At 62.6% G+C, this 21,197-nt stretch carries 24 protein-coding genes; 21 read left to right on the top strand and 3 right to left on the bottom strand.

What is annotated here, in order from left to right; translation table 11 throughout:
- The first annotated feature begins 10 nt into the window (after nucleotides 1–10).
- Nucleotides 11–1,474, top strand: a complete 1,464-nt coding sequence (selO, locus tag ACP7CZ_RS09200; RefSeq protein WP_294148364.1) for a protein adenylyltransferase SelO — start codon at nucleotides 11–13, stop codon at nucleotides 1,472–1,474.
- 4 nt (nucleotides 1,475–1,478) lie between these two features.
- On the opposite strand, the gene ACP7CZ_RS09195 is transcribed toward selO, so the two are convergent.
- Nucleotides 1,479–1,880: a helix-turn-helix domain-containing protein gene (locus ACP7CZ_RS09195; protein ID WP_034125602.1), complete on the bottom strand. Its 402-nt coding sequence runs from the start codon at nucleotides 1,878–1,880 to the stop codon at nucleotides 1,479–1,481.
- Nucleotides 1,877–2,173, bottom strand: a complete 297-nt coding sequence (locus ACP7CZ_RS09190) for a type II toxin-antitoxin system HigB family toxin (protein WP_426174119.1) — start codon at nucleotides 2,171–2,173, stop codon at nucleotides 1,877–1,879. The genes ACP7CZ_RS09195 and ACP7CZ_RS09190 overlap by 4 nt, the downstream gene beginning before the upstream one ends.
- A gap of 217 nt (nucleotides 2,174–2,390) precedes the next feature.
- Here ACP7CZ_RS09190 and trxC point away from each other — a divergent pair, with 217 nt between their 5' ends.
- Nucleotides 2,391–2,825, top strand: a complete 435-nt coding sequence (gene trxC / locus ACP7CZ_RS09185) for a thioredoxin TrxC (protein WP_034125600.1) — start codon at nucleotides 2,391–2,393, stop codon at nucleotides 2,823–2,825.
- A gap of 205 nt (nucleotides 2,826–3,030) precedes the next feature.
- Here the strand turns inward: trxC and ACP7CZ_RS09180 are convergent, their stop codons facing one another.
- A complete protein-coding gene (locus tag ACP7CZ_RS09180) occupies nucleotides 3,031–3,801 on the bottom strand; it encodes a ParA family protein (protein ID WP_014716606.1) in 771 nt (256 codons plus the stop codon).
- Nucleotides 3,802–4,117: 316 nt separating this feature from the next.
- Between ACP7CZ_RS09180 and ACP7CZ_RS09175 the strand changes: the two genes are divergently transcribed.
- From ACP7CZ_RS09175 to ACP7CZ_RS09085, 19 genes are all read left to right on the top strand, one after another.
- Entirely contained in the window at nucleotides 4,118–4,837 is a 720-nt protein-coding gene (locus ACP7CZ_RS09175; protein ID WP_294148377.1) for a beta-ketoacyl synthase chain length factor, read from the top strand.
- Entirely contained in the window at nucleotides 4,813–5,625 is an 813-nt protein-coding gene (locus ACP7CZ_RS09170; protein WP_294148379.1) for a lysophospholipid acyltransferase family protein, read from the top strand. Before ACP7CZ_RS09175 ends, ACP7CZ_RS09170 begins: the two co-directional genes overlap by 25 nt.
- Nucleotides 5,603–5,872 carry a phosphopantetheine-binding protein gene (locus ACP7CZ_RS09165; protein ID WP_034125597.1) on the top strand — a complete coding sequence of 90 codons (270 nt, stop codon included), beginning with the start codon at nucleotides 5,603–5,605 and terminating at the stop codon, nucleotides 5,870–5,872. The genes ACP7CZ_RS09170 and ACP7CZ_RS09165 overlap by 23 nt, the downstream gene beginning before the upstream one ends.
- 9 nt (nucleotides 5,873–5,881) lie before the next feature.
- Nucleotides 5,882–6,136: an acyl carrier protein gene (locus tag ACP7CZ_RS09160; protein WP_003187949.1), complete on the top strand. Its 255-nt coding sequence runs from the start codon at nucleotides 5,882–5,884 to the stop codon at nucleotides 6,134–6,136.
- Nucleotides 6,133–6,678, top strand: coding sequence for a membrane protein (locus tag ACP7CZ_RS09155; protein ID WP_034125596.1), 546 nt, complete (start codon nucleotides 6,133–6,135; stop codon nucleotides 6,676–6,678). The genes ACP7CZ_RS09160 and ACP7CZ_RS09155 overlap by 4 nt, the downstream gene beginning before the upstream one ends.
- A complete protein-coding gene (locus tag ACP7CZ_RS09150) occupies nucleotides 6,675–8,345 on the top strand; it encodes an AMP-binding protein (RefSeq protein WP_294362360.1) in 1,671 nt (556 codons plus the stop codon). The genes ACP7CZ_RS09155 and ACP7CZ_RS09150 overlap by 4 nt, the downstream gene beginning before the upstream one ends.
- 161 nt (nucleotides 8,346–8,506) lie before the next feature.
- A complete protein-coding gene (locus tag ACP7CZ_RS09145; protein ID WP_072445835.1) occupies nucleotides 8,507–9,241 on the top strand; it encodes a glycosyltransferase family 2 protein in 735 nt (244 codons plus the stop codon).
- Complete coding sequence (locus ACP7CZ_RS09140) at nucleotides 9,238–10,173, top strand: glycosyl transferase (RefSeq protein WP_054896220.1); 936 nt, start codon at nucleotides 9,238–9,240, stop codon at nucleotides 10,171–10,173. The genes ACP7CZ_RS09145 and ACP7CZ_RS09140 overlap by 4 nt, the downstream gene beginning before the upstream one ends.
- Nucleotides 10,157–11,698: an HAL/PAL/TAL family ammonia-lyase gene (locus ACP7CZ_RS09135; RefSeq protein WP_032893923.1), complete on the top strand. Its 1,542-nt coding sequence runs from the start codon at nucleotides 10,157–10,159 to the stop codon at nucleotides 11,696–11,698. Before ACP7CZ_RS09140 ends, ACP7CZ_RS09135 begins: the two co-directional genes overlap by 17 nt.
- Entirely contained in the window at nucleotides 11,691–12,116 is a 426-nt protein-coding gene (locus tag ACP7CZ_RS09130; RefSeq protein ID WP_034125591.1) for an acyl-CoA thioesterase, read from the top strand. The genes ACP7CZ_RS09135 and ACP7CZ_RS09130 overlap by 8 nt, the downstream gene beginning before the upstream one ends.
- Nucleotides 12,113–12,796: an outer membrane lipoprotein carrier protein LolA gene (locus tag ACP7CZ_RS09125; RefSeq protein WP_052199929.1), complete on the top strand. Its 684-nt coding sequence runs from the start codon at nucleotides 12,113–12,115 to the stop codon at nucleotides 12,794–12,796. Before ACP7CZ_RS09130 ends, ACP7CZ_RS09125 begins: the two co-directional genes overlap by 4 nt.
- On the top strand, nucleotides 12,768–15,098 hold the full coding sequence (locus tag ACP7CZ_RS09120) for an MMPL family transporter (protein ID WP_294154233.1): 2,331 nt from the start codon (nucleotides 12,768–12,770) through the stop codon (nucleotides 15,096–15,098). The genes ACP7CZ_RS09125 and ACP7CZ_RS09120 overlap by 29 nt, the downstream gene beginning before the upstream one ends.
- A 33-nt stretch (nucleotides 15,099–15,131) precedes the next feature.
- A complete protein-coding gene (locus ACP7CZ_RS09115; protein WP_034125588.1) occupies nucleotides 15,132–16,379 on the top strand; it encodes an NAD(P)/FAD-dependent oxidoreductase in 1,248 nt (415 codons plus the stop codon).
- A complete protein-coding gene (locus ACP7CZ_RS09110; protein ID WP_014716593.1) occupies nucleotides 16,376–17,125 on the top strand; it encodes a class I SAM-dependent methyltransferase in 750 nt (249 codons plus the stop codon). Before ACP7CZ_RS09115 ends, ACP7CZ_RS09110 begins: the two co-directional genes overlap by 4 nt.
- Nucleotides 17,122–17,604, top strand: coding sequence for a hypothetical protein (locus ACP7CZ_RS09105; protein WP_034125586.1), 483 nt, complete (start codon nucleotides 17,122–17,124; stop codon nucleotides 17,602–17,604). Before ACP7CZ_RS09110 ends, ACP7CZ_RS09105 begins: the two co-directional genes overlap by 4 nt.
- Nucleotides 17,601–18,767 (top strand): beta-ketoacyl-[acyl-carrier-protein] synthase family protein, encoded by a 1,167-nt coding sequence (locus ACP7CZ_RS09100; protein WP_127880484.1) that lies wholly within the window; start codon nucleotides 17,601–17,603, stop codon nucleotides 18,765–18,767. The genes ACP7CZ_RS09105 and ACP7CZ_RS09100 overlap by 4 nt, the downstream gene beginning before the upstream one ends.
- Entirely contained in the window at nucleotides 18,764–19,225 is a 462-nt protein-coding gene (locus ACP7CZ_RS09095; RefSeq protein ID WP_054896211.1) for a hotdog family protein, read from the top strand. Before ACP7CZ_RS09100 ends, ACP7CZ_RS09095 begins: the two co-directional genes overlap by 4 nt.
- On the top strand, nucleotides 19,222–19,950 hold the full coding sequence (gene fabG / locus ACP7CZ_RS09090; RefSeq protein ID WP_200583270.1) for a 3-oxoacyl-ACP reductase FabG: 729 nt from the start codon (nucleotides 19,222–19,224) through the stop codon (nucleotides 19,948–19,950). Before ACP7CZ_RS09095 ends, fabG begins: the two co-directional genes overlap by 4 nt.
- Nucleotides 19,950–21,176 carry a beta-ketoacyl-ACP synthase gene (locus ACP7CZ_RS09085; protein WP_032893933.1) on the top strand — a complete coding sequence of 409 codons (1,227 nt, stop codon included), beginning with the start codon at nucleotides 19,950–19,952 and terminating at the stop codon, nucleotides 21,174–21,176. The genes fabG and ACP7CZ_RS09085 overlap by 1 nt, the downstream gene beginning before the upstream one ends.
- The last annotated feature ends 21 nt before the right edge of the window (nucleotides 21,177–21,197 follow it).

The following is a 21,197-nucleotide window of genomic DNA, read 5'->3' as shown; positions in this document are numbered from 1 at the left end:
GAGATGGCCGGTGAAAGCCCTCGACGAACTGACCTTCGACAACCGCTTCGCACGCCTGGGCGACGCATTTTCGACCCACGTACTGCCAGAGCCCCTCGATGAGCCGCGCCTGGTCGTCGCGAGCAAGGCCGCCATGGCCCTGCTTGACCTCGACCCGGCCGTGGCCGAAACCCCGGTATTTGCCGAGCTGTTCGGCGGCCACAAGCTGTGGGCCGAGGCAGAACCACGGGCGATGGTGTATTCCGGGCATCAATTCGGCGGCTACACCCCGCAGTTGGGCGATGGCCGCGGGTTATTGCTGGGCGAGGTCTATAACGAGGCCGGCGAGCATTGGGATTTACACCTCAAGGGCGCCGGGATGACGCCTTACTCGCGCATGGGCGACGGGCGTGCCGTGTTGCGCTCTTCGATTCGTGAATTCCTCGCCTCCGAGGCCCTGCATGCGCTAGGCATCCCCACCAGCCGCGCCCTGTGCGTGATCGGTTCCAGCACGCCGGTATGGCGGGAGAAACAGGAACGCGGGGCGATGGTTTTACGCCTGGCCCACAGCCATATTCGCTTCGGACACTTCGAATATTTCTACTACACCAAGAAGCCTGAGCAGCAGGCCGAACTCGCCGAGCACGTGCTGAACCTGCACTACCCCGAATGCCGCGAGCAACCCGAGCCTTACCTGGCGATGTTCCGCGAGATCGTCGAGCGCAACGCCGAAATGATCGCCAAATGGCAGGCTTATGGTTTTTGCCACGGCGTGATGAACACCGACAACATGTCGATCCTGGGCATTACCTTCGACTTCGGGCCCTTCGCGTTTCTCGATGATTTTGACGCGCACTTCATCTGCAATCATTCCGACCATGAAGGGCGCTACTCCTTCAGCAACCAGGTGCCGATCGGGCAGTGGAACCTCAGCGCCTTGGCCCAGGCGCTTACACCGTTCATCAGCGTTGACGCACTGAAAGAAGCCCTCGGCCTGTACCTGCCGCTGTATCAAGCGCACTACCTGGACCTGATGCGCCGCCGGCTGGGGCTGACCACCGCCGAAGAAGACGACCAGACGCTGGTGAAGGGTTTGCTCAAGCTGATGCAGAACAGCGGTGTGGACTACACGCTGTTCTTCCGCCGCCTGGGCGACGAATCGGCGACGTTAGCCGTGGCGCGGTTGCGTGATGACTTTGTCGACATGGCCGGGTTTGATGCCTGGGCCGAGCGGTACAAGGCCCGTGTTGCACGGGATGGGGATTACACCCAGGAACAGCGCCGTGAGCGCATGCACGCGGTCAACCCGCTATATATCCTGCGTAACTACCTGGCCCAAAACGCCATCACCGCCGCCGAATCAGGCGACTACAGCGAAGTGCGGCGGCTGCATGACGTGCTGACCAGGCCGTTTGAGGAACAAGCGGGCATGGAGCAGTACGCGCAACGGCCCCCGGATTGGGGTAAGCATTTGGAGATTAGTTGTTCGTCGTGACCCCTTAGATAAAGGTCTCCACCGACACCCCGAAACGCTCGGCCAGCCAACGAATCTGGCGCACGTTGAGCTGGCGTTTTCCGCTCAGTATCTCCGAGACAACCGATTGCGCCCCAACGCCAGGAAGGTCACTCTGGGTAAGATTGTGCTCGCGCATCATGTAGCGCAGCACATCGACCCCGCTGGCTACGGGCATTGGGCGATGCTCACGATCATAAGCTTCGATCCAGTCGCTCAGAATGTCGACCAGGCTCATCAGCGGGCTGTCCTCGTCTTCACCCACCAGACTCAATAGCTCATCCAAACCGCATACCAATGCGTCGTAGTCTGCCTCGTTTTCCGGCTTGCGCAGCACAGGCGAAACGAACTGCCAGTGCTCTGCCGCCACTCGCATAAGTGCGCTCATCTGATTTTTTCCTTCCATTTGTTTTTCTCATAATCACGGTGGTCAAGCAGGTGTTTGATGTAAACGCGCTGCATTCGATACTGCACCGACGCAATCAACCTCAGCTTGTTACCGCCAATATCAAATAGATGAAATTCACCTACCTTGTCGGTGTCGGGAAACATGGCTTTCATTGCGGCAAAGTCCTTGGGGGCGTTGCGCTTGATCACGCGATACCACTGATCCAGAGCTGTTGCAGAGCGCGGCCATTTTCCTTTTGCTTCCCAGATCCTGCTTTCACTGATGACTCGCATGCAACGTCCTTATCGCATCTTGCTATGAAGGTTAAACCTGAATTCGAACTATCGCAATTTGCTATAGCTGCAAACAGACCGGTGGTGCACAACAAAAAGCCTAGCCACACCGTTCACGCTGGCGAGGACGAAAATGTGAGCGAATAAGTATCTATATCCTTGATAAACCTCTGTCTCGACACCAAATACCCAACTGGCCAAACCCCAGGAGCCTCCGATGTCCGAACCTCTTGTCATCCCCTGCCCTCATTGCAACGGCCTCAACCGCATCCCCGGCGAACGCCTGGGTGATGCGCCCAAGTGCGGGCGCTGCAAGCAGTCGGTGTTGCTGAACAAACCCTTTGATTTGAAACAGGGTGACTATGCCAACCAGATCAAGGGCGACCTGCCGCTCCTGGTCGATGTGTGGGCCGACTGGTGCGGGCCGTGCAAGTCGTTTGCGCCGGTATTCGAACAGGCCGCCGGGCAGTTGGAAGGCAAGTGCCGGCTGGCGAAGCTGGACAGCGAGGCTAACCAGCAGCTGTCGGCGCAATTGGGGATTCGCTCGATTCCCAGTTTGATTCTGTTCAAGAACGGCCGCGAAGTGGCGCGCCAGAGCGGGGCATTCCCGTTGCCGCAGTTGATGAGTTGGTTGAGCAGCCAGGGGGTGTAAACATCCCCCTCAATCAACTCGGTCAATGTGGGAGCTGGCTTGCCTGCGATGCAGTCAACTCGGTGATTCAGGCACACCGAGTCGATATCTTCGCAGGCAAGCCAGCTCCCACATTTGGATCGCGGTGCCTCATCTCGATCAGCGTGGGCTGTCAGGCCGTAACCGGCAAGCCCGGCTCCCACCGTGTTCGGTGTTGCCTGTTGGGTCAGGCGTTTTCCAGCAGGTTGTGCAGGTCTACGAACTGCTGCGTCAGCTTATGCCGTGGGTCCAGGTGGATCAGCGGCTTGCTCTCCTGGTGCGACTCGCGCATACGCACGGAGCTGGCCAGGTACACCGGCAGTACCGGCAACCCTTCGGCAATCAACTCATCGAGAATCTGTTGCGGCAAGCTCGCCCGTGCCTGGAATTGGTTGACCACGATGCCTTCCACTTCCAGGCCTTCGTTATGGTCGTCCTTCAATTCTTCGATCTCGGCCAGCAGGCCATACAGGGCCTGGCGCGAGAAACTGTCGCAATCAAAGGGGATCAGTACGCGATCAGCCGCAATCAGCGCCGAAACTGCGTAAAAATTCAGCGCTGGAGGCGTATCCAGGTAGATTCGGTCGTAATCTTCGCTCAGTTCATCCAGTAGCTTTCGCAGCTTGTTGATCTTGTGCTTGGCCTCAAGCTTGGGCTGCAGGTCGGCCAGCTCGGCGGTGGCGGTGATCACGTGCAGGTTGTCGAACGGCGTTTCGTAGATATCCACCTTGTTCTTCTTCGAAAACGGCCCGGAAGACAACGTCTGCTTGAAAAAATCCGCGATTCCCATGGGGATGTCGTCGCCCGTCAGCCCGGTGAGGTACTGGGTTGAGTTGGCCTGTGCATCGAGGTCCACCAACAGGGTTCGATAACCTTCGCTGGCGCTGACCGCCGCCAGGTTGCAGGCGATGCTGGACTTGCCCACGCCGCCTTTTTGATTGAACACCACGCGCCGCATGGAAAAACCTCCGTGTATCAATGAATCCCCCGAGTGTAGAGCGCAAAAGCGCCGGTTAGCTACCTCGTTCATCCTTACGCGCTGCCTGGCTCACAAATGAATGGAAACCGCGCACCGATCGAGTCCGGCCTTCGCTCGCCGATAATCTGTAAATTCTTCCAACTTATTTGTGATCAATAGTGAACAAACTTTCACCACTATTTGCTAGAACCCCACGGCACCGGGATAATGCGCGCCATACGGCCATTGCTTCCTGTCCCGGAATCCGGGGCCATTGGCCGCACATGGAAGCCCGCAGGGGCGGGATAACTTCTCAGTGATCAACTTCAACATCGCCCAATGGCGCGCCTGGGCTCCTGGCCTTGCGAGTGCGGACGACTGGTACGCCTGGTGCCGGGACCCGGTGTTGCCGCCTGTCAGCGAAGCGTCCCCCGATGTGTCATTTTTGCCAGCCATGCAGCGCCGCCGTCTGAGCCGGCTGGCGCGCATGGCGTTCAGCGTCGGCTGGCCGCTGGCCGAGGGCCTTCAAGACCTGCCACTGGTGTTTATTTCCCGCCACGGCGAAACCCCGCGTACGCTGGACATCCTCAGCGACCTGGCCAACGAGCAGCCGCTGTCGCCGACTCAGTTCAGCCTGTCGGTGCATAACGCGGTAATTGGCCTGTGGTCGATCCTGCGCAATGAAACCAGCGAGATGACCGCCCTCGCCGCCGCCGGCGATGGCCTCGAACACGGCCTGCTCGAAGCCGCCGCGTTGCTCAACGAGGGCGCCGCCGCCGTATTGCTGGTGATCACCGAAGAACAACCGCCCCACGCCTACGCCAGCTGGATTACGGATGTGCCCTTCCCCTATGCCCTCGGCCTGTTGCTCACGCCGGGCGACGAGTGGCAACTGGAACTCACCACCGGCACTGTCCAACTCACTCAAACCCAGTGGCCCCACGCCCTGAACCTGCTGCGCACCCTGCTGACCGAACAGGGCGCCTGCCAACATGCCTGGAAGAACCGAGTATGGAACTGGCAACGCAAGCCCTGACCCACAAGCCACGGCAGGCCTATTATTGGCGCCTGTTCGCCACGGCCCTCAGCTTTTGCCTGTTCGGCATCGGCGGGCTGTGCCTGCGTTTGCTGGTGTTTCCGCTGCTCAGTTGCCTGCCGGGCGACGCCACCCAGCACCAACGGCGCGCACGCCACACCATCAGTTGCCTGTTTTGGTTTTTCATTCGCCTGATGAAGGGCCTGGGCATTCTCACCTACAGCGTCGAGGGTGCCGAAAAGCTTGGCCGCGCTGGCCAGATGATCGTCGCCAACCACCCGTCACTGATCGACGTGGTGTTCCTGATCGGCCTGATGCGCCAGACCAACTGCGTGGTCAAGCAGAGCCTGTTCCAGAACCCGTTCACCCGCAGCCCGGTGCGCGATGCCGGCTATATCAGCAACGACGGCAGTGCCGACATGCTCGATGCCGCAGCCGACGCCCTGCGCGCCGGCCAGACGCTGATCATCTTTCCCGAAGGCACCCGCACCACGCCGGGCGCGGCGCCGGCCTTTCATCGCGGCGGTGCGGCCATTGCGCTGCGTGGTGCGACAATCATCACGCCAGTGGTGATCACGGTCAGCCCCACCACCCTGACCAAGGCCGAACCCTGGTATCGCATCCCCCACCGTCGATTTCACTTCAGTTTGCGCGTGGGCGCCGATATAGAGCCACAAGCGTTTGCCGCAGTCGGGCCCGCGCCCCAGGCTTCACGCAAGCTCAACGATCACCTGCATCACTATTTCATTAAGGAGCTCGCCGAAGATGAGCGACCAACACCGCCTTGAGCACGACATAAAGACGCTGATCATCGAGGCCCTGGGCCTGGAAGACATCAGCCCCGACGATATTGGCAGCGACCAGACCCTGTTTGGCGAAGGCCTGGGCCTGGATTCGGTCGATGCGCTGGAATTGGGCCTGGCGATCCAGAAAAAATACGGCATCAAAATCGATGCCGACGCCAAGGACACCCGCAATCACTTCACCAACGTGGCCAGCCTTGCGGCGTTCGTCACGGCCCGACAGGCAGCTTGAGACCGTACCATGCAAACTCGTGACGATATCTTCAACACCCTGCGCGACGCCTTGGTGGAACTGTTTGAACTGCCCCCGGAACGCGTCACCCTCGACGCCAACCTTTACCAGGACCTGGAAATCGACAGCATCGACGCCGTGGACCTGATCGACCACATCAAGCGCCAGACCGGCAAGAAAATCGCCGCCGAAGAGTTCAAGGCGGTACGCACGGTGAACGACGTGGTAGAGGCGGTGTACCGTCTGGTCCAGCCCGCCGCATGAGCCGGTTGATCGGCCTTGGCCTGTTATTGGCGGGGCTGCTGTACCCCTTCGCGGTGTATTACGGCACCGAGCATTTTGCACCTTGGCAGTTCGGCTTGCTGCTGGGCAGCCTGTGGCTGTTGCGCGCGCTCACCGCTGCGCGGCGCCCGGGCAGCCGTTGGATGGCGGTGGTGGTGATCGTGTTTTGCCTGGCACTGGCATGGTTCGATAATCCCCAGTGGCTGCGCTGGTACCCGAGCCTGGTCAGCGGATTCATGCTGGCGCTGTTCGGCCTGAGCCTGAAGTACGGCCCGCCGATAGTCGAGCGCCTGGCACGCATGACCGACCCGCACCTGCCGCCCCACGCGGTGGTGTATACCCGCCGGGTCACCCTGGTGTGGAGTGTGTTTTTTCTCTGTAATGGCCTGCTCGCCGCCGCGCTCACCCTGTGGGCGCCGCTGAGCTGGTGGACGTTGTACAACGGCCTGATCGCCTACGGGTTGATGGGCTTGTTGTTTGCCGTGGAATGGCTGGTACGACAAAGGGTTCGAGGCCGCGTATGAAAGGGTTGAAACTTGAGCACTTGCTGCTTGAGCCACTGCAAGATCGCGGGGTGACCGCCGAGCCCCTCATGAATCACGCGCAACTGTGCGAGCACTCCCTGAGCCTCGCCGCAGGCCTCAAGGCCCTGGGTATCCGGCGCCTAGCCGTGCACCTGGAAGACGCCGGCCTGCTGGCGATTGCGCTGCTGGGCGCCTGGCGGGCCGGTGCGAGCGTACTGCTGCCCGCCGACCTGCAACCCCAGACGCGCCAGCGCTGGGCCGACGCCGTGGATGCCTGGCTGGTCGAAGCCAGCGACCTGGACGCGCTGTATCAAGCGCCCTTGAGTGCCGCCGCCCTCGACCTGGACAACTGCCAACTGAGCCTGTGCACCTCCGGCTCCAGCGGCGAGCCCAAGCGCATCGACAAGTCCCTGCGCCAGTTGGCCAATGAAGTAGAGGCGCTGGAAGCCCTGTGGGGCAAAGATCTCAAGGACGCCTGCATCATCGGCAGCGTCGCTACCCAGCATATCTACGGCTTGCTGTTTCGCGTGTTGTGGCCGCTGTGTGCCGGCCGCACCTTTGTACGCAAGCAACTGGCGTTCCCCGAAGACATGCAGCGCGCCAGCCGTGAGCACCCGCAATTTGCCTGGGTGGCCAGCCCGGCGCTGCTCAAGCGCATGGGCGACAACCTCGACTGGCCGGCACTGAGCCAGGTTGCAAGGGTATTTTCCTCCGGTGGCGCGTTACCGGTTGATGCGGCCGGCAGCCTCTACGACCGTTTACAGCAATGGCCCACAGAAATCCTCGGCAGCTCGGAAACCGGCGGCATCGCCTGGCGCCAGGGTGCGCAACCCTGGCAGCCGTTTGCCGACGTGCAACTGAGCCAGGATGCCGACGGCGCTTTACGCATCGCCTCAAAGTACTTGCCCGAAGGGCATGTCGAACAGACAGCCGACGCCGTTCGCCTGCATGCCGATGGGCGCTTCGAACTGCTGGGCCGCCTGGACCGTATCGTCAAGCTGGAAGAAAAACGCATCTCCCTGCCGATGTTGGAACAAGCGCTGATCGCCCATGAATGGGTGTGCGACACCCGCCTGGGCGTGGTGCAGGAAAACCGTGCGTCCCTGGGTGCCGTGGTGGTGCTCACCGACGCGGGGCTGCATGCCTTGCGCAACCAGGGACGCCGCACGCTCACCCAGACCCTGCGCCAGCACCTGAGCCAACATTGCGAAGCCCTGGCCTTGCCACGCCGCTGGCGCTTGTTGCGCCAACTGCCGCTGAACAGCCAGGGCAAGCTGCCCCAGGCCGATGTCGAAGCTCTGCTACTGGCGCCTCGCCCCAAGGGCCCTGAGGTGTTGGCACAAATCGAAACCGAAGGTGAATGGACCTTGCAACTGAGCATCCCACCGGACCTGGCCTATTTCAGCGGGCACTTCCCGGTCACCCCGGTATTGCCGGGGGTGGTGCAGGTGGAATGGGCGTTCAACCTGGGCCAACAATTGCTCGACCTGCCAACCCGGTTCGCCGGCATGGAAGTGCTCAAGTTCCAGCAACTGGTGCGCCCGGGCGATCACATCGAATTGCATCTGCGCTTTGATCGGGAGCGTAGCAAACTGTACTTCGCCTATCGCAATGGGGTTGCAGCGTGCTCAAGCGGGCGGATCGTGCTGGAGGCCGCGCATGCATAACCTGTTCTTGTGGCGAGGGAGCTTGCTCCCGCTGGAGTGCGAAGCGCTCCCAACCCAGGCATCACCCACTCCCAGGATGATCTCGGTCGCCTCCATTGGGGCTGCTTCGCAGCCCAGCGGGAGCAAGCTCCCTCGCCACGGGGTTTGCGCAGGCTTTGAATATGCATAACCCCTGCGCTTTGATCCCGGTATACAACCACGAAGCCGCCGTGCCGGCCGTGGTCCACAGTGTGCTGAAGAGCGGCCTGCCCTGCCTCTTGGTGGACGATGGCAGCAGCGCCTCGTGCGCAGCCGTGCTGGCGCAGTTGGCGACGCTGGATAACGTCACCCTGCTGACCCTGCCCAGCAACCAGGGCAAGGGCGCCGCCGTGATGACCGGTTTTCGCGAAGCCGCGCGCCTGGGCTATACCCACGCTCTGCAAGTGGACGCCGATGGCCAGCACGACCTGCGCGAAGTCCAGACCTTTATCCACACCTCACGCCAGCACCCCGAGGCCGTCATCTGCGGCTACCCCGAATACGACGACAGCGTGCCCAAGGGTCGCCTGTACGCACGTTACCTGACCCACGTGTGGGTGTGGATCAATACCCTGTCGCTTGAGATTCGCGACTCGATGTGCGGCTTTCGCGTGTACCCACTGGCGCCGACCCTGGCGCTGATGGACTCGGCCTACATTGGCACGCACATGGATTTCGACTCGGACATCCTGGTACGCCTGGCCTGGCGCAACCAGCCGATGCGCTGGCTGCCCACCCAGGTGCACTACCCCACCGACGGCCTGTCGCACTTTCGCTTGTTGCGTGACAACCTGCGCATCAGCGCCATGCACACGCGGTTGTTCTTCGGCATGCTCGTGCGCGCGCCGATGATCCTGTGGCGACGGTGGCAAGCATGAACGACAGCACCAAGCATTGGGCCGACCGCGAGGAACGCGGCAGCTTCTGGCTGATGAAATTCACCGCGGTCGCGGTCAAAGTCCTCGGCCGTCGCCTATTGAGCCCGTTGCTCTACAGCATCGTCTTTTACTTCTTCCTGTTCGGCCGCACCGCACGCCACAGCGCCTGGCAATACCAGCAGCGGCTGGCGCAATGGAGCGGGCGCAATGACTTGCTGCCGAGCCACCGCACAGTCTTTGCCCAGTTCATGGCCTTCGCCGATTCGCTGCTCGACAAGCTGGACGTGTGGAACGGCAAGCTGCGCCTGGAGCAAATCGAGATCAACGACCCGGCGCAGTTGCGCAGTCAACTGCGTGGCGAGCGCGGGCAGATGCTGGTGGGTGCGCACCTGGGTAACCTGGAAGTGTGCCGTGCCCTGGCGGAGATTGGTGAACAGGTCACCATGAACGTGCTGGTGCACACCAAGCACGCCGAGCGTTTCAACCGCCTGCTGGGCGAGGCCGGCGCGACCCATTTGCGCCTGATCCAGGTCAGCGAATTGGACCCGGCCACCATGCTGCTGCTCAGCCAGCGCCTGGACGATGGCGAGTGGCTGGCGATTGCCGGCGACCGCATCCCGCTGCACGGCGGGCGCACGGTGCGCGTGGACTTCCTCGGACACACGGCGGCATTTCCCCAAGGCCCATGGCTGCTGGCGGGCTTGCTCAAGTGCCCGGTCAATCTGCTGATGTGTCTCAAGCACCAGGGCCGCTATCGCCTGACTATCGAGCCCTTTGCCGATTTGATCGAATGGAAGCGCAGCACCCGTGAGCAAGTCATTGCCGAATGGACCACCCGCTACGCCGCACGCCTGGGCCAGTTCTGCCTGCAAGCGCCCCAACAATGGTTCAACTTTTACCCTTTCTGGAAGACCGATGACGACGCCTCTTGAGCCCATCACCTTTGGTGAACGCCCCCTGCGCATCGAAGACGTGCTGGCCCTGGCCAACCGCCAGGTGCCCACTCGCCTGCAGGACGATGCCGCGTACCGCCAACGCATCGCCAAGGGCGCGCAGTTCCTCGACTCGCTGCTGGACAAGGAAGGCGTGATCTACGGCGTGACCACCGGCTACGGCGACTCCTGCGTAGTGGCGGTGCCGCTGGAGCACGTCGAAGCCTTGCCGCGTCATCTGTACACCTTTCACGGTTGCGGCCTGGGCAAATTGCTTGATGCCCAGGCTACTCGCGCCGTACTGGCGGCGCGTTTGCAGTCGCTGTGCCATGGCGTGTCCGGGGTGCGTGTGGAACTGCTGGAACGCCTGCATGCCTTCCTCGAAAACGATGTGTTGCCACTGATCCCGGAAGAAGGCTCGGTCGGCGCCAGTGGTGATCTGACGCCGCTGTCCTATGTGGCTGCGACCTTGTCCGGCGAACGTGAAGTGCTGTTCCGTGGCGAACGCCGCCCGGCGGCCGACGTACACCGCGAGCTGGGCTGGGAGCCGCTGGTACTGCGGCCCAAGGAAGCCCTGGCACTGATGAACGGCACCGCAGTGATGACTGGCCTGGCCTGCCTGGCCTTTGCCCGCGCCGACTACCTGTTGCAACTGGCCACGCGCATCACCGCGCTCAACGTGGTGGCGCTGCAAGGCAACCCGGAACACTTCGACGAGCGCCTGTTCGCCGCCAAGCCGCACCCTGGGCAGATGCAAGTCGCCGCGTGGCTGCGCAAGGACCTGGCCATCGACGCGCCCACCGCCCCCCTGCATCGCCTGCAAGACCGTTATTCGTTGCGCTGCGCGCCCCACGTGCTCGGCGTATTGGCGGACAGCCTGAACTGGCTGCGCTCGTTCATCGAGATCGAACTGAACAGCGCCAACGACAACCCGATCATCGACGCCGAAGAAGAACGTGTGCTGCATGGCGGGCACTTCTACGGCGGGCATATCGCCTTCGCCATGGACAGCCTCAAGACCCTGGTCGCCAACGTTGCCGACCTGCTCGACCGCCAGCTCGCACTGTTGGTGGACGTGCGCTACAACCATGGCCTGCCGAGCAACCTCTCAGGCGCCCCGGCTGACCGCGCCATGATCAACCACGGCTTCAAGGCCGTGCAGATCGGCACCAGCGCCTGGACCGCCGAAGCGCTGAAAAACACCATGCCGGCCAGCGTGTTCTCGCGCTCCACCGAGTGCCACAACCAGGACAAAGTGAGCATGGGCACCATCGCTGCCCGCGATGCGATCCGCGTGCTGGAGTTGACCGAACAGGTCGCCGCCGCGACCTTGCTCGCCGCCAACCAAGGCGTGTGGCTGCGCGCCCAGGCCGAGGATGCCCGCCCACTGCCACCAGCACTGGCCGCGATGCACGCCGAACTGGCCCAGGACTTTGCGCCGGTCATCGAAGACCGCGCCCTGGAAGGCGAACTGCGCCTGTGCCTGCAACGTATCGCCGCGCAACACTGGAGGCTGCATGCGTAGCCCCGGCGTGTTGCACAGCGACACTGAAATCCTTGTGCCTTTTTTCGACATCGACACCATGAACGTGGTGTGGCACGGGCATTACGTGAAGTACCTGGAAGTGGCGCGCTGTGCGTTGCTGGACAAGATCGGCCATAACTATACGGCGATGCTCGAAGCCGGCTACGCCTGGCCGGTGATCGACATGCAGCTACGTTATGTGCGTGGCGCGACCTTCGGCCAGACCATCAATGTGCGCGCCAGCCTGGTGGAGTGGGAGAATCGTTTGAAGGTCAATTATTTGATCACCGACCTGGCCAGCGGCGAGCGCTTGACCCGCGCCAGCACCGTGCAAGTGGCGGTGCAAATCGCCAGTCGCGAAATGCAGCTTGCCTCGCCCAAAGTCTTTACCGACGCCGTAGAGAGAGCCCTGGAATGAGACCCCCTGTAGGAGCGAGCTTGCTCGCGAAGATCGCCAACGATAACGCGGGGCGCCTGACACCCCGTGGGGCCCTCAGGTTTTTCGCGAGCAAGCTCGCTCCTACGGTGGCTGCGTTGTTGCTGAGCTTCAGCGCCCAGGCTTTTGACTTGCAGCAGTTGAGCGATCAGCTTGCCAAACCCTCCGTGATCCACGGCAACTTCACCCAGGAAAAGCATCTGCGCGCCCTGCCCCAGCCATTGGTGAGCAAAGGCACCTTCGTGCTCGCCAAGGATCACGGCCTGCTGTGGCTGTTGAAAACGCCGCTGCAACAGGACTACCGCATCACCTCCCAAGGCATTGCCCGCCGCGATGCCAATGGCTGGCAACTACTGCCAAACAAGAGTGCCGGCGCCGAACAGAATCGTTTGTTCCTGGCAGTACTGCAGGGCGACAGCAGTGGCCTGCAGCGCGACTTCGACCTGCAACTGCAAGGCGAGGCCCAACAATGGAAGCTCACGCTGACCCCACGCTCACTGCTGCTCAAGCAAGTGTTCACCCAGATCAATATCGACGGCGGCGCACTGGTGCGCACCATTGAACTGCTGGAAACCCAAGGCGACAGCACGCTGTTGCGCATGCAGGACAGTACCGCCGACCAGCCGTTGAGCAATGCGGAGCAACACGACTTTGCCCAGTGAGCGCCTGCTGCCGCGCCTGTTCCTGACCTTGCTGGTGGCCGTGCTGGCCCTGGCAGGCTGGCAGTGGCGTGATGGCGCGCCGTTGTCGGCCAACCTGATGGAACTGGTGCCCGGCAGCACGCCGGACGCCTTGGAACTGCAAGCCGAACAGCGCATGCAAGAGCCGCTCAACCGCGAAATGCTGGTACTGGTGGGGCATGCCGACCGCCAGCAAGCGGTGGCCGTGGCGCAGCAACTGGGTGAGCGTTGGCAGGCCAGCGGCCTGTTTGAAAAGGTGCAGTGGAACCTGCAAGCCGACTTGCCAGCGTTGCGCGAACAACTGCTGCGTGGGCGTTTGTCGATGCTCTCGTCCAAGGACCGCGAACAACTGATCCAGCAGCCTGAGGCGTTCATCCAGCAACGCGTGCAATCGCTGTTCGACCCCTTCACCGGCTTCAGCCTGGTGCCAAGCCAGGACGATTGGCTCGGCCTGACCGGGCGCATCCAGAACAGCCAGCCGCAACACGGTGCGGTGCAAATGGACATCGGCAGCGGCGCCTTGATCGCCGATGCCGACGGCAAGAGTTGGGTGCTACTGCGAGCGCGCACTACCGGCAACGCCTTCGACATGAAGCTGCCGCTGCAAGTGGCGGACTTGCTGAAGGCCAACCGCGAGCAAGCCAGCGCACACGGCGCGCAACTGCTCGCCGCCAGCGGTTTGCTCTATGCGGCCAACGGGCAACAGCAGGCCACGCGGGAAATGACCTGGGTCGGCGGCGGCGCTACCCTGGGCACCCTGTTATTGCTGCTGCTGGCGTTCCGACGCTGGCGGGTGTTGCTGGCATTCGTGCCGGTACTGGTGGGCATGCTGTTTGGCGCGGTGGCATGTGTGGCGCTGTTTGGGCATATGCATGTGATGACCCTAGTGCTGGGTTCCAGCCTGATCGGCGTGGCAGTGGATTACCCGCTGCATTACCTGTCCAAAAGCTGGAGCCTGCAGCCGTGGCGCAGTTGGCCGGCGTTGCGCCTGACCCTGCCAGGGCTAAGCCTGAGCCTGGCCACCAGCGCTATCGGCTACCTGGCGCTGGCCTGGACGCCTTTCCCGGCGCTGACCCAGATTGCGGTGTTCTCGGCTGCCGGTTTGGTCGGTGCCTATTTGTGCGCCGTGTGCCTGTTGCCCGCGCTGCTCAAGGGCGTGGAACTGCGCCCGGCGCAATGGCCGCTGCGTGTCGCCCAAAGCCTATGGCAACTGCGCACGGCACTGCTCAAACGCGTACCCAGTTCGGTACTGCTGGTGTGGGTGCTGCTGTTCTGCGCTGCGGGCCTGTGGCAACTGAACACTAAAAACGATATCCGCCAATGGATCGGTGCGCCGCCGCAGTTGCTGCAGGAAGCCCAGGCCGTGGCGCGCATCACCGGGTTCCAGCCCACCAGCCAGTTTTTCCTGGTGCGAGCGGACAATCAGCAGCAGTTGCTGGAGCGCCAGGCCGCCTTGGGCAAACGCTTGGACCAGTTGGTGCAGATGGACAAGCTCCAGGGCTACCTGGCGCTCAATCAACTGGTCAACCTTCCCGGCGAGCAACAACAGCTGCGCGAGGCGCTGAACAACCTGGCGCCACACTGGAAACCGCTACTGGACCTCGGCGTGCCCCTCAGCGCCCTGCAAGCCGAAGTGGCGCAGTTGCAGGCGCTGCCCACCGCAGACATCGACGCCGCACTGCAAGGCCCGCTGGCCGAGCCTTGGCGCACGCTGTGGCTGGGCCCGGTGGATGGCGGCGTGGCGGCCATGGTCAGCCTGCAAGGCTTGAACAACCCGGCGCTGCTGCGGGTGCAGGCGCTGGACTTGCCCGGCGTGCAGTTGGTGGACCGCTTGGGTGACTTGAACCGGGTGTTTGCCGACACGCAGATCAGTGCTGCCGAATTGAAGTTGCTGTCTTGCGTGCTGATCGTGCTATTGCTGATTGCGCCCTTCGGCTTTGGCGGCGCCTTGCGTATCGTCGCCCTGCCGCTGCTGGCTGCGTTGTGCAGCCTGGCCAGCCTCGGTTGGCTGGGCCAGCCGCTGACTTTGTTCAGCCTGTTTGGCCTGCTGCTGGTCACGGCCATCAGCGTCGACTATGCGATTTTGATGCGCGAGCAGATCGGCGGCCCTGCCGTCAGCCTGTTGGGAACACTGCTGGCGGCACTGACGACTTGGTTGTCGTTCGGCCTGCTGGCGGTCTCCAGTACACCGGCCGTGAGCAATTTCGGCTTGTCGGTCAGCCTGGGCCTGGCGTTCAGCTTTATGCTGGCACCCTGGGCCAGCCGCCAGAAACACGCCTTATGAATGTGATTAGCGCCCATGCGGCAAGGAGCCCTCGTGCCCACAGTTGAAATGGAACGTCGCCAGGTGGTGGTGATCGGTGCCGGGCCTTCCGGTGCCATCGCGGCCGCGCTGTTAAAGCGCAAAGGGCATGATGTATTGATCATCGAGCGCGAGCATTTCCCGCGTTTCTCGATTGGCGAAAGCCTGCTGTCGCACTGCATCGACTTTATCGAAGAAGCCGGCATGCTCGACGCTGTGCAAGCTGCAGGCTTCCAGGTAAAAACCGGCGCGGCCTTCGCCTGGGGCGAGCGCTACAGTGCCTTTGATTTCAGCGACACCTTCAGCAACGGCAAGCCCACCACCTTTCAGGTGCAGCGCGGCGAGTTCGACAAATTGCTGGCCGACCAGGCGGCGTTGCAAGGCGTGGAAATCCGCTACGGCCAAACCATTGTCGGCGTGGATTTTTCTGCCGAGAGCCGGTATTTGCATGTGCGCCGCCAGAATGGCAGCGAGTACCACCTCAAGGCCAGGTTCGTGCTCGATGCCAGCGGCTACGGCCGTGTGTTGCCACGCCTGCTGGACCTGGAAGCACCGTCGAATTTCCCGCTGCGCCAGGCCGTATTCACCCACGTCGAAGACCGTATCGAACACCCAGGCTTTGACCGCAGCAAAATCCTGGTGACCACTCACCCGACCAAGCGCGATATCTGGTTCTGGACCATCCCGTTCAGTAACGGCCGTTGCTCGGTAGGCGTGGTCGCAGCCAAAGAGCATTTCGAGGGTGCCGACAGCGACCTCGACGCCTGCCTGCGCGGCTTTATCGAGCAAACCCCAAGCCTGTCCGCCGTGCTGCAAAATGCCGTCTGGGATACCCCGGCGCGCACCATCGGCGGCTACTCGGCCAACGTCAAAACCCTGCACGGTCCAGGCTTTGCGCTACTGGGCAATGCGGCGGAATTCCTCGACCCGGTGTTCTCTTCCGGCGTGACCATTGCCATGCGTTCGGCCAGCATGGCCGCAGGAGTGCTGCACCGCCAATTGAGCGGAGAAACGGTGGACTGGCAAACCGAGTTCGCCGAACCGCTCAAGCGCGGTGTCGATACCTTCCGTTGCTACGTCGAGGGCTGGTACGCGGGCACGTTCCAGGACGTGATTTTCCATCCTGGCAGTTCACCGGAGATTCGCCGCATGATCAGCTCTATCCTGGCCGGTTACGCCTGGGATGAACGCAACCCGTTTGTCAGCGAGCCGAAACGGCGCTTGCGGATGTTGTCGGATATTTGTGCGAGTGAAGCGGTATGAGCAGCCCTGGCGTTGAAAAAAACTACCTGAGTCAAAACTACGTCGAAGAAACCAAGTTCGGCTTCTGGTTCCTGCGCAGCCATACCTGGCAGCATCACGTATTGCGCGTGGCGATCAATGACCTGCGCAGCCTGTTCAGCGAGCCGCTGCCGGTGGCGCCGGTGTTGCTGGATGCCGGTTGCGGCCAGGGCAAATCCTTCCAGTTGCTGCATCAGGTGTTCGCGCCTTCGCGCCTGATCGGCCTGGATGCCGACCCTCACAGCCTGGCACTGAGCCGTGAAGAAGCCGCGCGGCTGGGCCTGGACGTCGAGCTGATCGGCAGCGACTGCGCGACCCTCAACCTAGCGGATGCCAGCGTCGATATCCTGTTCTGCCACCAGACCTTCCATCATCTGGTGGAACAACATCGCGCACTCAAGGAGTTCTATCGGGTGCTCAAGCCGGGCGGCTATCTGCTGTTTGCCGAATCCACCGAAGCCTACATCGACACCTGGGTGATTCGCTGGCTGTTCCGCCACCCGATGCATGTGCAGAAAAGCGCCGAAGAGTACCTGGAGATGCTGCGCGAGCAGGGCTTTGAGTTCGCTGCTCAGAACATTTCGTACCCTTACTTGTGGTGGAGCCGTTCCAGTGACTTCGGCCTGCTGGAACGTTGGGGCCTGCGCAAGGCACCGCCGGTGGGTCAGCGCGAGGAAACCCTGGTCAACTGCGTGGCCCGTAAACCTGTGGAGAATGCGGCCCCATGATGCGCCTGCTGTTGATAAGTTGCCTGTTGCTGCTCAGCGCCTGTGCCAGCCAGGCGCCGCTGCCGGAAAAAATGCCGGCCCTGGCCTTGCCGATGCAATTGCATGTGCAGCGCCTGGCGGACAGCCAGAGCCAGGACTGGCTGCTGGTGATCCAGCGCGAAGGCCGCGCGATTCGCTGGTCGATGATGGACCCGCTGGGCATTCCGCTGGCCCGGCAAAAACTGCTTGATGGGCAGTGGCAGGCAGACGGCTTGCTGCCGCCCAACCCCCAGGCGCGCACGCTATTTGCCGCGCTGCTGTTTGCCCTGACCGCGCCTGGTGACGTACCAGCGTTGTATCCCACTGCCCAGGCCATGGACCTGACGCGCACGCTGCCGGGCCACTGGCAGATCGTCTACCAGTCTTCGGAGGTGTTCAGCGTGAACATGGCCGACCCGCCGCTGAGTTACCGCATCAGCCCGCTGGGTGTGAGCCGATGACCGCCTACCTCAACGCCCTTGGCGTGATCTGCGCCCTTGGCCGTGGCCAGGCGCAAGTCAGCCGCAAGCTGTTTGCCGGCGACTGTTCGGGCATGCGTGCCGAAAGCGGCTGGGTGCCGGAACGCGTAGTGCCGGTGGCCGCCGTATACGGCGAACTGGCGAGCCTGCCCCCGGAACTGGCCCAGCAAAGCAGTCGCAATAACCAGTTGCTGTTGGAAGCGGCGCTGCAGATCGAAGATCAGATTCGTCAGGCCATCCAAACCTACGGCGCTGACCGGGTCGGGGTTGTGCTGGGCACCAGCACCTCGGGCATTGACGAAGCCAGCCGTGGCATTGCCCATTACCTGCAGAACACGCAGTTCCCCGCTGACTACGATTACCAGCAACAGGAACTCAGCGCCCCGGCCAACTTCCTCGCCGACTGGTTGAACGTGAGCGGCCCGGCCTATGTGATTTCCACCGCCTGCACCTCCAGCGCCCGAGCATTGATGAGCGCCCAGCGTCTGTTGGACCTGGGGGTGTGCGATGCGGTGATCTGCGGCGGCGTGGACAGCCTGTGCAAGCTGACGCTGAACGGGTTTACCGCGCTGGAAGCAGTGTCTGCCGAGCGCTGTAATCCGTTCTCGGTGAACCGCAACGGCATCAATATCGGTGAAGCGGCGGTGCTGTTCCTGATGAGCCGTGAGCCGGCCCCCATCGCCTTGCTGGGCAGCGGCGCCAGTTGCGACGCGCACCATATCTCTGCGCCCGAGCCCAGCGGCAAGGGCGCGTTGCTGGCCATGCGCAAGGCCCTGGCCAGTGCAAAGCTTTCGCCCGAGCAGATCGGCTACCTGAACCTGCACGGCACCGCGACCCAACACAACGACGCCATGGAAAGCCTGGCGGTCGCCAGCCTGTTTCCCGGCGGCGTCGCCTGCTCATCGACCAAGCCCATGACCGGCCACACCCTCGGCGCTGCCGGGGCACTGGAAGCCGCGTTCTGCTGGCTGAGCCTGACCCATCGCCTGCTGCCACCCCACGTATGGGACGGCCATCCCGACCCGGCGCTGCCCGCCTTGCAATGGGTGCGCAGCGGCGACAGCTTGAAAAAACCCTGCCTGATGAGCAACTCGTTTGCCTTCGGCGGTAACAATGTCAGCCTGATAATCGCAGAGGCCCCATGATCGATTGGCCACTCGCCGAACTGCTGCCCCATGCGGGCGACATGATCCTGATCGACCAGGTGCTGTCGTTCGATGAAGAGCAGATCCACACCCGCGTCACCGTCAAGCCCGGCGGCCTGTTCAACCGTGCTGACGGTAGCCTGCCAGCCTGGGTCGGCATCGAGCTGATGGCGCAAAGCGTCGCCGCGTATGCCGGTTGCCATGCACGCCAGCAAGGCAAGGCCGTGGAACTCGGTTTCCTGTTGGGCACACGTAAGTTCGAGTGCAACGTGGAGCACTTCCCGGCCGGTGCCGAGCTGCATATCCACGGCCTGCGCTCCCTGGAAGACGACAACGGCATGGGCGTTTTCGAATGCCACCTCACCGGCGACGGTATCCAGGCCAGCGCGCGCCTGAACGTATTTCGACCGCCCCAGGCGGCCAACTATTTAGATGAATCGAAGGACGAAACGCCATGACTGAATCCGTACTGGTCACCGGCTCCAGCCGTGGTATCGGCCGCGCCATTGCCCTGCGCCTGGCCCATGCCGGCCATGACATCGTGCTGCATTGCCGCAGCGGTCGTGCCGAAGCCGACGCGGTACAGCTCGAGGTCCAAGCCCTGGGGCGCGAGGCACGCGTGCTGCAGTTCGACGTGGCGGATCGCGCTGCGTGCAAAGAGATCCTTGAGGCCGATGTGGAGCAGCATGGCGCCTATTACGGCGTGGTGCTCAATGCCGGCCTGACCCGCGACGGCGCCTTTCCTGCTCTGTCGGAAGACGATTGGGATGTGGTGATGCGCACCAACCTGGATGGTTTCTACAACGTGCTGCACCCGGTGATGATGCCGATGATTCGGCGCCGCGCCGCCGGGCGTATCGTGTGCATCACCTCGGTGTCCGGGCTGATCGGCAACCGCGGCCAGGTCAACTACAGCGCCTCCAAAGCCGGCTTGATCGGCGCGGCCAAGGCGCTGGCCATCGAGCTGGGCAAGCGCAAGATCACCGTCAACTGCGTGGCGCCGGGCCTGATCGACACCGCGATGCTGGATGAAAACGTGCCGGTAGAAGAACTGATGAAAATGATCCCGGCCCAACGCATGGGCACGCCGGAAGAAGTCGCCGGCGCCGTGAACTTCCTGATGTCGGCCGAAGCCGGCTACATCACGCGCCAGGTGCTGGCCGTGAACGGGGGCCTGTGCTGATGAAGCGCGTTGTCGTCACCGGCATGGCCGGCGTGACCTCCCTGGGCAGCGACTGGGACACCATCGCCGCCAATTTTCGCGCCAACCGCAGCGGCATTCGGCGCATGGATGAGTGGGACCGTTTCACCGAACTGAACACGCGCCTGGCCGGCCCTATCGACGATTTCGTCGTGCCCGCTCACTGGACGCGCAAACAACTGCGCAGCATGGGCCGCGTCTCGCGCCTGGCCGTGTGGGCGGCGGAGCAGGCGTTGCAAGACGCCGGCCTGCTCGGTGACGAGTCGATCAAGGACGGACGCATGGGCGTGGCCTGTGGCTCGTCCACCGGCAGCACCGATGAGATCAAGGCGTTCGGCAATATGCTGCTCAATTCGGTGGCCGAGGGGCTCAATGCCAATTCCTATGTACGCATGATGCCCCACACCACGGCGGCAAATATCAGTATCTTCTTTGGCCTCACGGGCCGGCTGATTCCTACCTCCAGCGCCTGCACCAGCGGCAGCCAGGGCATCGGCTACGCCTATGAGGCAATCAAGTTCGGGCGCCTGCCGTTGATGCTCGCGGGCGGCGCAGAAGAACTGTGCCCCACCGAAGCCATGGTGTTCGATGCGTTGTACGCCACCAGCCTGAAAAACGATGCGCCGCAAACCAGCCCGCGCCCCTACGACAGCGGCCGCGATGGCCTGGTGATCGGTGAAGGTGGCGGCATGTTGGTGCTCGAAGAGTTGGAACACGCACTCGCGCGAGGCGCGCATATTCATGCGGAGCTGGTCGGCTTCGGCAGCAACGCCGACGGCCAGCACACCACCCGCCCGGAACAGAAAACCATGCGCCGCGCCATGGAGCTGGCCCTGGAAGACGCAGGTCTTGAACCGTCCGCCATTGGCTACGTGAACGGCCACGGCACGGCTACCGATCAGGGCGACATCGCTGAAACCCTGGCCACCAGCAGCCTGTTTGGCAGCCGCATGCCGATCAGTTCACAGAAGAGTTTCCTCGGCCACACCCTGGGTGCCTGCGGCGCGCTGGAATCGTGGTTCAGCATCGAGATGATGAACCGCGACCAGTACGTGCACACCTTCAACCTGGACGCGGTCGACCCGCAATGCGGCGAGCTGGACTACCTGCAAGGTGGCTTTCGCCAGATGCACAACGACTACGTGATGAACAACAACTTTGCCTTCGGCGGCGTCAACACCTCGTTGATCTTCCGCCGCTGGAGCTGACTTTTTAATCGACTGGAGAAA

Origin of the sequence: Pseudomonas sp. DWP2-2 (assembly GCF_049897065.1) — a bacterium.
Taxonomy (GTDB): domain Bacteria; phylum Pseudomonadota; class Gammaproteobacteria; order Pseudomonadales; family Pseudomonadaceae; genus Aquipseudomonas; species Aquipseudomonas paracarnis.
Note: the sequence above shows the minus strand (reverse complement) of the source record. Positions and strands in the feature narration are given on the sequence as shown.